Source organism: Caulobacter sp. GW821-FHT10F06 (assembly GCF_058809215.1).
Map to the genome: position 1 here is coordinate 330,255 of NZ_JBXASK010000006.1, position 12,897 is coordinate 343,151.

General features: G+C 69.3%; 15 protein-coding genes. 12 read left to right on the forward strand and 3 right to left on the reverse strand.

Annotated features, from left to right (window positions below; genetic code table 11):
* Positions 1-13: 13 nt before the first annotated feature.
* From AC1RUS_RS15715 to AC1RUS_RS15725, 3 genes are read left to right on the forward strand one after another with little or no spacing between them, the layout of a single operon-like run.
* On the forward strand, positions 14-1,795 hold the full coding sequence (locus AC1RUS_RS15715; RefSeq protein WP_492917516.1) for a feruloyl-CoA synthase: 1,782 nt from the start codon (positions 14-16) through the stop codon (positions 1,793-1,795).
* Positions 1,773-1,907, forward strand: coding sequence for a hypothetical protein (locus AC1RUS_RS15720; RefSeq protein ID WP_492917582.1), 135 nt, complete (start codon positions 1,773-1,775; stop codon positions 1,905-1,907). Before AC1RUS_RS15715 ends, AC1RUS_RS15720 begins: the two co-directional genes overlap by 23 nt.
* Before the next feature lie 20 nt (positions 1,908-1,927).
* Positions 1,928-3,469 carry an acetolactate synthase large subunit gene (locus AC1RUS_RS15725; RefSeq protein ID WP_492917517.1) on the forward strand — a complete coding sequence of 514 codons (1,542 nt, stop codon included), beginning with the start codon at positions 1,928-1,930 and terminating at the stop codon, positions 3,467-3,469.
* Positions 3,470-3,641: 172 nt separating this feature from the next.
* Here AC1RUS_RS15725 and AC1RUS_RS15730 read toward each other — a convergent pair whose 3' ends face one another.
* Positions 3,642-4,979, reverse strand: coding sequence for a hypothetical protein (locus tag AC1RUS_RS15730; protein ID WP_492917518.1), 1,338 nt, complete (start codon positions 4,977-4,979; stop codon positions 3,642-3,644).
* A 108-nt stretch (positions 4,980-5,087) separates the two neighbouring features.
* Between AC1RUS_RS15730 and AC1RUS_RS15735 the strand changes: the two genes are divergently transcribed.
* From AC1RUS_RS15735 to AC1RUS_RS15760, 6 genes are all read left to right on the forward strand, one after another.
* Positions 5,088-6,179: an MBL fold metallo-hydrolase gene (locus tag AC1RUS_RS15735; RefSeq protein WP_492917519.1), complete on the forward strand. Its 1,092-nt coding sequence runs from the start codon at positions 5,088-5,090 to the stop codon at positions 6,177-6,179.
* Positions 6,180-6,210: 31 nt separating this feature from the next.
* On the forward strand, positions 6,211-6,654 hold the full coding sequence (locus AC1RUS_RS15740; RefSeq protein ID WP_492917520.1) for a MarR family winged helix-turn-helix transcriptional regulator: 444 nt from the start codon (positions 6,211-6,213) through the stop codon (positions 6,652-6,654).
* Positions 6,651-7,421, forward strand: a complete 771-nt coding sequence (locus AC1RUS_RS15745) for an enoyl-CoA hydratase (RefSeq protein ID WP_492917521.1) — start codon at positions 6,651-6,653, stop codon at positions 7,419-7,421. The genes AC1RUS_RS15740 and AC1RUS_RS15745 overlap by 4 nt, the downstream gene beginning before the upstream one ends.
* A 175-nt stretch (positions 7,422-7,596) precedes the next feature.
* Positions 7,597-8,568, forward strand: a complete 972-nt coding sequence (locus tag AC1RUS_RS15750) for an SDR family NAD(P)-dependent oxidoreductase (protein WP_492917522.1) — start codon at positions 7,597-7,599, stop codon at positions 8,566-8,568.
* Positions 8,568-9,095: a hypothetical protein gene (locus tag AC1RUS_RS15755; RefSeq protein WP_492917523.1), complete on the forward strand. Its 528-nt coding sequence runs from the start codon at positions 8,568-8,570 to the stop codon at positions 9,093-9,095. The genes AC1RUS_RS15750 and AC1RUS_RS15755 overlap by 1 nt, the downstream gene beginning before the upstream one ends.
* Positions 9,092-9,949 carry an SDR family oxidoreductase gene (locus AC1RUS_RS15760; protein WP_492917524.1) on the forward strand — a complete coding sequence of 286 codons (858 nt, stop codon included), beginning with the start codon at positions 9,092-9,094 and terminating at the stop codon, positions 9,947-9,949. The genes AC1RUS_RS15755 and AC1RUS_RS15760 overlap by 4 nt, the downstream gene beginning before the upstream one ends.
* Before the next feature lie 115 nt (positions 9,950-10,064).
* On the opposite strand, the gene AC1RUS_RS15765 is transcribed toward AC1RUS_RS15760, so the two are convergent.
* A complete protein-coding gene (locus tag AC1RUS_RS15765) occupies positions 10,065-10,394 on the reverse strand; it encodes a TfoX/Sxy family protein (protein WP_492917525.1) in 330 nt (109 codons plus the stop codon).
* Here AC1RUS_RS15765 and AC1RUS_RS15770 point away from each other — a divergent pair.
* The gene (locus tag AC1RUS_RS15770) at positions 10,393-10,872 is read left to right on the forward strand and encodes a GNAT family N-acetyltransferase (RefSeq protein WP_492917526.1); all 480 of its coding nucleotides are present in this window, start codon (positions 10,393-10,395) and stop codon (positions 10,870-10,872) included. The genes AC1RUS_RS15765 and AC1RUS_RS15770 overlap by 2 nt on opposite strands.
* Here AC1RUS_RS15770 and AC1RUS_RS15775 read toward each other — a convergent pair.
* Entirely contained in the window at positions 10,869-12,137 is a 1,269-nt protein-coding gene (locus AC1RUS_RS15775; RefSeq protein WP_492917527.1) for an MFS transporter, read from the reverse strand. The two genes, AC1RUS_RS15770 and AC1RUS_RS15775, sit on opposite strands and share 4 nt — an antisense overlap.
* 97 nt (positions 12,138-12,234) lie before the next feature.
* On the opposite strand from AC1RUS_RS15775, the gene AC1RUS_RS15780 reads away from it, so the two are divergent.
* Positions 12,235-12,279, forward strand: a complete 45-nt coding sequence (locus AC1RUS_RS15780) for a hypothetical protein (RefSeq protein WP_199223529.1) — start codon at positions 12,235-12,237, stop codon at positions 12,277-12,279.
* Between the two features lie 57 nt (positions 12,280-12,336).
* The gene (locus AC1RUS_RS15785; protein WP_492917528.1) at positions 12,337-12,861 is read left to right on the forward strand and encodes a GNAT family N-acetyltransferase; all 525 of its coding nucleotides are present in this window, start codon (positions 12,337-12,339) and stop codon (positions 12,859-12,861) included.
* The last annotated feature ends 36 nt before the right edge of the window (positions 12,862-12,897 follow it).

The following is a 12,897-nucleotide window of genomic DNA, read 5'->3' on the forward strand; positions in this document are numbered from 1 at the left end:
CATAACTGCGGACATGGACGGATCGACCCCCAGCCCAGCGCCCTTCCGCGACGCCCGTTACGCGCCGCGCGCCCTCGAGGTCGAACAGCGTGGCGAGGCGTTGATCCTGCGCAATCCCATGCCCTATTCGGACGCTGTCCAGACGGTCACGGCGCCGCTGGCGCGCTGGGCCGTCGAGGCGCCGGACCGCGTCTGGCTGGCCGAGCGCGACGGCGAGCGCTGGCGAACGGTGACCTATGGCGACGCCAAAACCCGGATCGAGGCCCTGGCCGGCGGGCTGAAAGCCCTGGACCAGGGTCCCGGCAAGCCGCTGCTGATGCTGGCCCGCAACACCATCGATCACGCCCTGATCGGCTACGCCGCCATGAGCCTGGGCGCGCCGATCGCGCCGGTGTCGCCGCAGTACGGCCTGCTGGGCGCGGACCTGTCGCGCCTGGCCTTCGCGGTCGAACGGTTGAAGCCGGCGGCGGTTTATGCCGACGACGCGGTCGCCTTCGCCGAAGCCCTGGCCGCGCCGTTCCTGGCCGGTCTTCCGGTGATCGCCAGCCTGAACGCGCGCGACGCCGACATTCCGTTCGCCGACCTGCTCGAGGCGCCGCCCGTCGCGCCGGTGTGCCAGCCCGGCGACGTCGCCAAGCTGCTGCTCACTTCCGGCTCGACCGGCAAGCCCAAGGCGGTGGTGTGCACCCACGCCAACATCGCGTTGAACGCGGCGCAGATTCAGGGCTGCTACGACGATCCCGACTATCCGGTTCTGGTCAATTCCGCGCCCTGGAGCCACAGCCTGGGCGCCAACGCCATCCTGCACATGGTGCTGCACCGGGGTGGGACTTTGTACATCGACGCCGGCCAGCCGACGCCAGCGCGGTTCGCCGAGACGATCCGCAATCTGCGCGAGGTCTCGCCGACCTATCACAACATGGTTCCGGCCGGTTGGGGGCTGCTGGTGGGCGAGCTGGAGCGCGACGCGGCCCTGGCGCGGCGGTTCTTCGACAAGGTCCGGGTGCTGCAATATGGCGGGGCGTCGATGGCCCAGTCGATCCTCGACCGGGTCCAGGCCGTGGCCGTGCGCACCATCGGTGAGCGGGTGACCTTCGCGGCCGGCTATGGCGCGACCGAGACGGGCCCAACGGCCTGCAACATCCACTGGCTGAACGCCCGCTCGGGCATGGTCGGCCTGCCCACGCCGGGCACGTCCGTGAAACTTGTCCCCGCCGGCGACAAGTTCGAGATCCGCGTGAAGGGACCGCAGGTCTCGCCCGGCTATCTGGATCAGCCCGAGGCGACGGCGGAGGCCTTCGACGAGGACGGCTTCTACCGCCTGGGTGACGCCGCGCGGCTGGCCGATCCGGAAGACCCGGCGGCGGGCCTCGTCTTCGACGGGCGGCTGGTCGAGAATTTCAAGTTGGCCAGCGGCACCTTCGTGGCGGCCGGGGCCCTGCGGGTGGCGGCGGTGTCGGCGATCGGCGGCGCGGTGTCCGACGCCCTGGTCTGCGGCGAAGGGCGCGACGGCGTGGGGCTGATGCTGTTCCTCGATCCCAAGTCCTGCGAGCGGCTGGGCGATGAGACGGCGGTGCGCGCGGCGATCGTCGAGGGCTTGTTGCGCCTGAACGCCTCGGCCAAGGGCGGCGGCAAGGTCGCGCGTGCCCTGATCCTGGACGGCGCGCCGGACGCGGCCTCGGGCGAGCTGACCGACAAGGGCTATATCAACCAGGCCCTGGCCCGCGAGCGGCGGCCCCAGGCGCTGGAGCGGCTGTTCGCCGAGACGCCGGATCGCGACATCATCGTGCTCTAGAGGCTGTCATCCCGGCCGCAGCGCAGCGGAGAGCCGGGACCCAGGGACAACCGCAATGCGCCGGCCCCTGGGTCCCGGATCGGCTACGCCGTCCGGGATGACAAGCTTATGAGCGATAGGGAAAGAACCAGAATGAACGGCGCCGACGCCCTGATCACCACCCTGGCCGACAACGGCGTCACCGCCTGTTTCGCCAATCCCGGCACCAGCGAGATGCAGTTCGTCGCCGCCTTGGACCGCGAGCCGCGCATGCGCTCGATCCTGTGTCTGTTCGAGGGCGTGGCGACCGGCGCGGCCGACGGCTACGGCCGGATGGCGGGCAAGCCGGCCTGCACCCTGTTGCACCTGGGTCCCGGCTACGCCAACGGCGCGGCCAATCTGCACAATGCGCGGCGCGCCTACACGCCGGTGGTCAATGTGATCGGCGACCACGCCACCGACCATCGCCAGTACGACGCCCCGCTCAATTCCGACATCGCGGCGCTGGCTGCGCCCAACTCGATCTGGGTCAAGTCGGCGGAGACCGCAGATCAGGTCGGGCTCCTGGCCGCCGAGGCGGTGGCCGCCAGCTTCGGCGCGCCGGGCGGCAACGCCTGCCTGATCCTTCCGGCCGACAGCGCCTGGAACGAGACCAACGCCGCCGGGCCGGTGATCGAGACGCCGCGTCCGACCGCGCCCGACGCCTCGGCTGTCGCGACCGTCGCCAAGGCGATCAAGGCCGCGGCCAAGCCCGCGATCCTGCTGGGCTCCAGCGCCTGCGGCGAGGCGGGGATCGCCGCCGCCGGGCGACTGGCCGCCGTCGGCGTGCGGGTGCTGACCGACACCTTCACCGCCCGCCAGTCGCGGGGCGAGGGCCGCTTCCGACCCGACAAGATGATGTATTTCGGCGAGCAGGCCCTGAAGGACCTCGCCGGGACCGACCTGATCGTCCTGGCCGGGACCAGCCAGCCGGTGGCCTTCTTCGCCTATCCCGACCGGCCCAGCGTGCAGGTTCCGGAAGGCTGCGCGCTGGAGACCCTTTGCGGCCGGGAGGTCGACGCCGTGGCGGCTTTGAACGCCCTGGCCGACGCGCTGGGCGCGCCCGCCGAGGCGGTGGTCGAGGCCTATGTCGAACCCGCCGCGCCGGGCCCCAAGTTCGACGCCTGGACCATGGGCGCGTCGATCGCCCGTCACATGCCGACCGACGCGATCATCTCCGACGACGCGGTGACCGCCGGCCTGCCGATCTTCACCCAGACCCGCAACGCCCGCGCCCATGACTGGCTGAGCCTCACGGGCGGCGCGATCGGCCAGGGCATCCCCGTGGCCATCGGCGCGGCCGTGGCCTGTCCGGACCGCAAGGTGCTGAGCCTCAATGGCGACGGGGCGGGCATGTACACCGTGCAGGGGCTGTGGACGATCGCCCGCGAGAAGCTGGACGTGACGGTGGTCATCTTCGCCAACGGCGCCTATCGCATCCTGGGCATCGAGATGGGCCGCACCGGCGGCGGCGAGCCGGGGCCCAAGGCCTCGCGGCTGCTGGATCTGGGCGATCCCAGGATCGACTGGGTGGCGGTGGCCGGCGGGCTGGGCATGCCGGCGCAGCGGGTCGAGACGGCCGAGGCTTTCGACGCGGCGATGGCGGCCGCGATGACGACGCCGGGACCGCACTTCATCGAAGCGGCGATGCGCTAGCTCCCTTCCCCTTGATGGGGAACGGGCTGGGGATGGGGGTTGATGCGGCGGTTCAGCCGTATCGCCCTATCACCCTCACCCAACCCTCCCCATCAAGGGGGAGGGCCTAAGGTACAGAAAAGCCCGCCGGGATCGCTCCCGGCGGGCTTCCTGTTTCAGACTGTCGCCAGCCTTACTTCTTGACGTTGGTCGGCAGCTTGCAGCCGCCGCCGATGCCCTTGGCCTGGGCGCAGGAGAGGAACTCCTTGGCCTTCGGCGCGGCGACGTTGACCGGATAGGCCAGAACCCAGCCGGGCAGGCCGTCCGAGCAGGCGACTTCGACGAAACCGTCGGTGTCGTTGCGGCCGACGACGCGGACGCTGGAGACCGTGCAGGAGCCCTTGCCGAAGGCCTTCAGTTCGCCCGACAGGCGCGCGAACTCGGTGTCCGGCTTGGAGAAGCTGCAGCGATAGCCGTTCAGCTCGGCGGTCAGGCAGTCGTAGATCACGGCCGGACCGGCCGAGAAGACCGCGATCGCGCCGTCGGGACGGTCCGAGCACTTCAGCTCGACGACTTCCTTCTTGTTGTCCGGGCTCGGCAGCATGCCGTACTTTTCGACCTTGCAGTTGAAACCGCCCTTGGCGGCCAGCTTGCTATAGAGGCCGGCCTGTTCGGTCTGGGCCGCGACCGAGTCGGTCATGGTGCAGCCGCCGCCCACGAACGACGCCTGGGCGCAGTCGATGGTGCGGGCCAGGGCGCCGGTCGCCGCGGTCTGTTGCAGCATGTAGCCCTTGCCGTCGGCGCAGGCGACTTCGAAGTAGTTGTCGGCCTTGGTGCTGAGGACGTATTTGCGGTCCTTGACCTGGCAGTTCTTGCCCGAGGCCGCGGCCAGGGTGTCGACGATGCGCAGCTGGCTGGCCTTGTCGGTCAGCTTGCAGCTGACATTGCCGCCTTCTTCGTACAGCAGGCAGCTATTGGCGACGACTTCGCCGGCGGGATTGGCCGGAGCGGTGGTCTGCAGCACGTAGCCCGCGCCGCCCTTACAGGCGACTTCGAAGTACGAGTTCTTGGCGCCCGAACCGATGGCGCGAGCGTTCTCGATGTCGCACTGGGCGCCGGACTTGGCCACGAACGGCTTCAGGCCGGCCTTGGGATCGGCGTTGCCGGGCAGGATGCAGGCCAGAGCGCTGGGCTTGCCGTCCGGAGCCGGTTGGTTCGACTCCAGGCAGGTGAACAGCTGCGGCGCGGCGTCCTTCTTGGCGATGACGGCGAAGCCGATGCTGTCCTGACAGGCCACTTCGTAATAGCTGGCGCCGGCCTTCTTGTCGGCGCCGATCAGGCGCGCGTCGGTGACGGTGCAGCCTGAATTGGCGGCTTGAACGAGCGGCGGAGCTTCTTTCATGCCGGCTTCGCGCGCCTTGGCGTCGATAGCGGGCTTGTCCTTGCTCTCTTTCGGCGCCGAAATGACGGCGGCTGGAACGAGCGCGCCGAGCGCGAGGGCGGCGGCCAAGCCGATCGCGAATGGCCTCATGGGAAACATCTCCTGGGTGGATTCCTCGCGCGGACATAAGCGCGCGCTTGCATCGGGGGTCAAGATGTCCTCCGAGGTGAGCGAAAACATGGCGTGAAGGGACGAGAGATGCGCGACGGGCTGGAAGAGGATGCGACCGAACCGCGCAGACCCAAGCTGGTCTATCCGTTCGAGACCGTTCCGGAGCAGGGAACCGGCGAGGCGGTCGAGGTCGCGCCCGGCGTCCTGTGGCTGCGCCAGCCGCTGGGCGGGTCGCTGCAGTTCATCAATGTCTGGGCTATCCAGGACGGCGAGGGCTGGGCCATTGTCGACACCGGCGTGCAGACCAAGGAGACCAGCCAGGCCTGGCGGGCGGCCTTCGCCGGGGCCCTGGGCGGCAAGCCGATCACCCGGGTGATCGTCACCCACCTGCATCCCGACCATATCGGCCTGGCCGGCTGGATCGTGCGAAAGTTCGATTGCCGGCTGTGGATGACCCGCCTGGAATACTTCCAGTGCCGGATGCTGGTGGCCGACACCGGCCGCGAGGCGCCCGAGGACGGCGTGCGGTTCTTCAAGGCCGCCGGCTGGGACGAGGACGCCATCGAGAACTACAAGGCCCGCTTCGGCGGCTTCGGAAAGGCGATCTATGCCCTGCCCGACAGCTATCGTCGGCTGTCCGACGGCGAGGACTTCGACATCGGCGGCAAGACCTGGCGCGTGGTGACGGGGCAGGGCCATTCGCCCGACCACGCCTGCCTGTGGTGTCCCGAGCTGGACGTGCTGATCAGCGGCGATCAGGTGCTGCCGCGCATCTCGTCCAACGTCTCGGTGTTCCCGACCGAGCCCGACGCCGACCCATTGAGCGACTGGCTGCGCTCGCTGGCCAAGGTCAAGGCGACCGTGCCCGATAGCGTGTTGGTGCTGCCGGCCCACAACGACCCGTTCCACGGGCTGCACTCGCGGATCGACAACCTGATCGCCGGCCATGAGCGCGGCCTGGCGCGGCTGGAAAAGAAGTTGGCCGAACCCAAGCGGGTGGTCGACACCTTCGGCTCGCTGTTCGCCCGGCCGATCGGTCCGGATCTGCTGGGCATGGCGACCGGCGAGGCCCTGGCGCATCTGAACTGTCTGATCGGCCGCGGCCTGCTCAAGCGCGAGACCGACGCCGAGGGGGTGGCCTGGTACGGCGCCGAGGGGGGCGCTGAAACAACCGTTTGATATTTCGTGCGCGAAGTATAAACTTCGTCCCATGTCCGTCCCGCCCGACCGCCGCCTCGTCTTTCTGCTCAACGCCGGCCATCGGCGCGTGCAGCGCTGGATCGAGGCCAAGATGGCGGCCAAGGGCGGCCTGACGGCGGCGCAGTCGGGGGTGCTGTTCTTCCTCGGCGGCCAGGACGGCGCCCTGATCGGCGAAGCGGCCGAGGCCCTGGACCTGGCCCCCTCGGCCATGACCGGCCTGATCGACCGCATGACCCGCGCCGAGCTGGTCGAGCGCCGGCACGATCCCAGCGACGGCCGCGCCATGCGCCTGCACCTGACCGAAAAGGGCCACGCCGCCCGGCAGGCCGCCAAGGCGGGCCTGGACGGCATCAACGCTCACCTGACCGACGGCTTCTCTGACGACGAGATCGCCGTGGTCGCCCGCTGGCTCGCCAGCCTGCAGACCAAGTTCCCCAAAGGAGATTCCGCATGACCGATCTTGTGAAGGTCGAGATCGACGCGGGCGTGATGACCATCACCCTGGCCCGTCCGGACAAGAAGAACGCGCTGAGCAACGCCATGTACGGCGCCCTGGCCGACAGCCTGGACCAGGCCGAGGCCGACCCCGCCGTGCGCGTCGTGGTGTTCCAGGCCGACGGCGACAGCTTCAGTGCGGGCAACGACCTGAAGGACTTCACGGCCCAGGCCACCGGGACCTTCACCGAGGAGCGTCACGTGTGGCGGTTCCTGAAAGCCCTGGCCCGGGCCACCCGGCCGCTGGTCGCCGCCGTCCAGGGCCAGGCCGTCGGCGTCGGCACGACCATGCTGCTGCACTGCGACTTGGTCTTCACCAGCCCCGACGCACGCCTGACCGTGCCGTTCGTCAACCTGGCCCTGGCGCCCGAGGCCGCGTCCAGCTGGCTTCTGCCGGCCCGTATCGGCCATGCCCGCGCCTACGCCATGTTCGCCCTGGGCGAGGCGGTGGACGGGACCACGGCGGCCGCCTGGGGCCTGTCGAACGCGGTGGTTCCGCTGGACGAGCTGCGGGCCCGCGCCCGCGCCGCCGCCGACCAGCTGGCCAAGCGTCCGCTGGGCGCGCTGACCGTCACCAAGCGCCTGATGCGCGACGCCGAGAAGATCGCCGAACTGATGGACACCGAAGGCGCGCTGTTCGCCGAGCGGCTGCAGACGGCCGAGGCGCGCGAGGCATTCATGGCCTTCGCCGAGCGGCGCGCGCCAGACTTCAGCAAGGTGGCTTAACCGCCCATAATCTTGTCATCCCGGAAGCCTCGCAGAGGCTGTCCGGGACCCAGGGCAACCGCACTGCGTCGGCTCCTGGGTCCCGGCTCTCCGCTTCGCTGCGGCCGGGATGACAAGCTTTGTTGTGTCTTTAGTAGTGCGTTCAAAAACAACACCATAACGGGAGAGAAACGCCATGGCCGACCGCATCGTCTCGGGCTTCAAGCCTCACACCCCGGCCCGCGACGTGGTCGCCGGCCATGATCTGACCGGCAAGGTCGCGATCGTCACCGGCGCGGCCACCGGCATCGGGATCGAGACCGCTCGTGCTCTCGCCGAGGCTGGCGCCGAGGTGATCATCGCCGTGCGCAAGCCCGATCTGGCCGAGGCCGCCGTCGCTGAGGTCAACAAGACCGCGAAAGGCGCCAAGGCCTCGTGGTCGATGCTCGATCTCTCCAGCTTCAAGTCGATCCGCGCTTTCGCCGAGCGCTGGGGCGACAAGCCGCTGAACATCCTGATCAACAACGCCGGCGTGATGGCCAGCCCGCTCGCCTACACCGAGGACGGTCTGGAGATGCAGATCGGCACCAACCATTTCGGCCACTACCTGCTGTCGGCGCTGCTGGCGCCGAACCTGATCGCGGGAGCCAAGGCGTCGGGCAAGACCTCGCGGCTGGTGTCGCTGTCGTCGATCGGCCATCGCCGCTCTGGCGTCAATTTCGACGATCCGCACTACAAGACCCGCGCCTACGACAAGTGGGAGAGCTACGGCCAGGCCAAGACCGCCAACGCGTTGTTCGCCGTCGGCTTCAACAAGCGCTTCAAGGACCAGGGCGTGTTCGCCAACGCCGTGATGCCGGGCGGCATCATGACCCCGCTGCAGCGCCACCTGCCGATCGAGGAACAGATCGCCCTGGGCTGGATCGACGAGAACGGCAAGGTCCGCGACGGCTTCAAGACCCCGGAAGAGGGCGCCTCGACCAGCGTCTGGGCCGCCGTCGGCGACGAGCTGGAAGGCGTGGGCGGGCTCTATCTTGAGGACCTCGCCCAGGCCGAGCCGTGGTCGAAGGACAAGCCGTGGTTCGGGGTCATGCCCCACGCCCTCGACCCCGAGGCGGCCGATCGCCTGTGGGAGCTGTCGGTGAAGACCACGGGCGCCGGCGCCTGATGCGGCGCGAGACGCTGTGGGTCCTGGCCGGCGGCGCGGCGATCGTCGGCGGGCTGACCGACCTGGTCGGACCCTGGCTCTATCCGCACCTGGCCGAGCCCGCGCGGCAGGCGGTCTATGTGCTGATCGACCTGCTGCTGCTGTTCGGCCTTCTGGGCCTGCAGTCGGCGGCGGGGCGGGCGATGGGCGTTCTGGGGCTGGTCGGTTTCGTGATCGCGGTGACGGCCGTGCTGCTGGTGCGCTCGGCGGCGACCAATGTCCTGGGCGGCGCGACCTACGCTCTGGCCTCCAGCGTCTGGGTGATCGGGATGGTCGTCGTGGCCGCCGCCATCCTGCGCGGGCGGCTGCCCTACAAGGCCTCGGCCTGGCTGTGGATCGCGACCCTGGTCGTCGGCCTTGCCGGGATCGCGCTGAAGGACCAGGGTCTGGCCCATCGCCTGGCCGCCGCCTGTTTCGCCCTCGCTTCCGTGGCCCTGGGCGTTCAGCTGATCCGCCAGGGCCGAGCCCCATCCGGAGATCCCCAATGAGCCTCAGCGGCAAGACCCTGTTCATTACCGGCGCCTCGCGCGGCATCGGCCTGGCCATCGCCCTGCGCGCCGCGCGGGACGGGGCCAATATCGTCGTGGCCGCCAAGACCGCCGACCCGCATCCCAAGCTGCCCGGCACCATCTACGCCGCCGCCAAGGAAATCGAGGCGGCCGGCGGCAAGGCGCTGCCGCTGGTGGTCGACGTGCGCGAGGAAGCTTCCGTGCAGGAGGCGGTCGCCAAGGCCGTGGCGACCTTCGGCGGCATCGACATCTGCGTGAACAACGCCTCGGCCATCTCGCTGACCGGCACGCTGTCGACCGAGATGAAGCGCTACGACCTGATGCACCAGGTCAACACGCGCGGCACGTTCCTGACCTCGAAGGCCTGCATCCCGCATTTGAAGCAGGCGGCCAATCCGCACGTGTTGATGCTGTCGCCGCCGCTGGACATGTCGCCCCGCTGGTTTGGAAGCCACGTCGCCTACACCATGGCCAAGTTCGGCATGTCGATGTGCGTGCTGGGCATGGCCGAGGAGTTCAAGAGCGACGGGATCGCCTTCAACGCCCTGTGGCCGCGCACTGGCATCGCCACCGCCGCCATCCAGTTCGCCCTGACCGGCGAGGAGGGCCTCAAGCATTGCCGCACGCCCGAGATCATGGCCGACGCGGCGCATGCGATCTTCGAGAAGCCGTCGCGCGAATTCACCGGCAATTTCGTGATCGACGACACGTTCCTCCATGCCGAAGGCGTTCGCGACTTCGACCAGTACCGCGTCGATCCGACGGCGACCCTGATGCCCGATTTCTTCGTGCCGGAGGACAGCGTCCCGCCGCCGGGGGTGAAGATCGGCTGAGGCTCTGCGTCCTTCGAGGCAGGCTGAGTGGGCGCCTCAGGATGAGGGGCTTTTGTGCTCTGAATTCCTCATCCTGAGGTGCGAGGCGCGGCCGAGCCTCGAAGGACGCAACGCCTCACCGCCTCTTGCGCTTGGCCGCCACCTCGACCGACCGCCGCGCCCAGTCCACCAGCAGGTCGCCGTCGTCCAGCGCGTCGACCGGCGCATTCCAATAGGCCATGGGCTTGTCCATGCCGAAGGGCTGGAACGGCTGCGAGCCCGCCGCTTCGAAATCGGCTTTCAGCGACTCGTCGCCCTTGAGATAGAGGACGTCGTCATCGATCAGGGCGAAGAACAGGTCGTTCGCGTAGAGCCCTATGCCGCCGAACATCTTGCGCGACTTCAGCGTCCCCAGCGGGGCCAGCTGTTCGAGCACGAAGTCCAGATAGTCCGAAGAGACCGCCATGCCCGTTTCCGTCCGCCCCGCAACGCCGTCCGATAGCGCCCTGATTCTCCAGTTCATCCGAGACCTGGCCGAATACGAAAAGCTGCTCGACAGCGTCGAGGCCACGGAGGCCGATGTGGCGGCGGCCCTGTTCGGCGAGACCCCGCGCGCCTTCGCCGACATCGCCGAGATCGACGGCCAGCCGGTCGGCTTCGCCCTGTGGTTCTACAATTACTCGACCTTCGTGGGCCGGCACGGGATCTATCTGGAGGACTTGTTCGTGCGGCCGCAGGCGCGGGGCTCGGGCGCGGGCAAGGCGCTGCTGGCCAACCTGGCCAAGCGATGCGTCGACGAGAACCTGGGCCGGCTGGAATGGGCGGTGCTGGACTGGAACGCCCCGTCGATCGCCTTCTATGACAGCCTGGGCGCCGCCGCGATGGACGAGTGGATCGTGCGTCGGATGACGGGGGATGCGCTGCGGAGGCTGGCGGGGGCCTAGTCCAGCCGGTCGGCCTTGCGCAGGTCCGGGAACAGCCAGGCCCAAAGGCCGGTGACGCCCATGGCGCCGAGGCCGCCGAACACCGCCGCGCCGACGGGGCCCATCAGCCAGGCGACGATGCCGCTCTCGGTCTCGCCCAGTTCGTTGGAGGCGCTGATGAACACGCCCGAGACGGCGGCGACGCGGCCGCGCATGGCGTCGGGGGTGACGATCTGCACCAGGGTCTGGCGGACATAGACGCTGAGCATATCGGCCCCGCCCAGCAGGGCCAGGGCGCCGACCGACAGCCACAGCAGCTTGGACAGGCCAAACACCACCGTCGCCGCGCCGAACAGCGCCACGCCGGAGAACATGATCCGGCCGGCATGGCGGCGGATCGGGTTGCTGGCCAGGTAGATCGCCACCACCGTCGCGCCGATGGCGGGCGAGGCGCGCAGGATGCCGAAGCCGCCGGGGCCGATGTGCAGCACGTCCTTGGCGAACACCGGCAGCAGGGCGGTCGCGCCGCCCAGGATCACCGCGAACAGGTCCAGCGAGATCGAGCCGAAGACGATCTTGTTGTTCCAGACATAGGCCAGGCCCTCCTTGATCAGCTCGACGCGCGAGCCCGGCTGGGTCTCGGGCCGGGTGTTCTTGCGGATCAGCAAGGCCATCAGGGCCGCCGTCAGGTACATGACCATGGACGCGCCGAAGGCCAGGCCCGGCGAGTGGATCAGCAGCAGGCCGCCGAGGGCCGGGCCCATGATCGAGCCGCTCTGCCAGGACAGGGCGTTCCACGCGATGGCGCGCGGCAGCAGCGGGCGCGGCACCAGCATGGGTCCCATCGCGCTGCTCGCGGGCGACAGGAAGGCGCGGCTGGCGCCGAACGCCACCGACACCGCGAAGATCGGCCATAGGGCGTGCGAGCCAGTCAGGGCCAAGAACAGCAGCACGCTGGCGCTGACGGTGTCGATCGCCAGGGTGGTGGCCACGATCAGCTTGCGGGTGCGGCGGTCGGCGGTCTCGCCGGCGATCAAGGTCAGCAGGAACAGCGGGATGAACTGGGCCAGGCCGATCATGCTGACCAGGAAGGCCGACTCGCCGACCGAATGGGTCAGGCGGGCGATGGCGTAGACCTGCCAGCCGATGGCCACCGATTGGATCTGCACCCCCAGGGTCGAGACGAACCTCGCCGCCCAGAACAGCATGAAGTCACGTTCCCGCAACAGGGCGCGGGTAGAGGTGTCGGGCGTGGGTTCGGCGGACGCAGGGGGGAGGTCGGACATCGCGCCGCACCATAGTCTGGCTCGCCGGGGGAGCAACCTTATTGACCTGACGGAGGCTTGGCCCTACAGCGCCCGCGAGTTCATGAGAGGTCCGGCGATGCGACGCCAACGACGAATGACGCGCGAACGCGCCACGATCTGAAGCCCTCCCGCGTTAGGCGTCGGGAGTCCCGACCGACCTTTCGCATTCCGAAGGCTGATGACCTCCATTTCCTCTTCCACGCTTTCCGCCGTTTCCGCGCCCGTGCTGGTCCTTGAGACCCCCGCGATGGAGACCGCCGTCACCGCCCTGATCGACCGGGTGTTCGGCCCCGGTCGCTTCGCCAAGGTTTCCGAGCGCCTGCGCGAGGGCAATCGCCTGCTGGGCGACTGCTCCTATGTGGCGCTGCGGGGCGACAAGCCCGTCGGCTGCGTGCGCATGTGGCCGGTCACCGTAGGCGGCGCGCCCGTGGCCTTTCTGGGCCCGCTGGCGGTCGACCCCGACGAGCGCAGCGCCGGCCTGGGCCAGACCCTGGTCGAGAGCGCCTGCGCGGCCGCCCAGTCCGCCGGCTGGAAGGCCGTGTTGCTGGTCGGCGACGCGCCCTATTTCACCCGCGCCGGCTTCTCGGTCGCCCATACGGCCGGCGTGGCCATGCCCGGACCGGTCGATCAGCGCCGCGTGCTGCTGAAGCCTTTGGTCGCCGGCGGCGACGAAGGCTTCGCGGGAATGGTCGCCGTTCCTTAGGGGACGCTTGAGCCGGACGGCGGCATGGCCTACCTG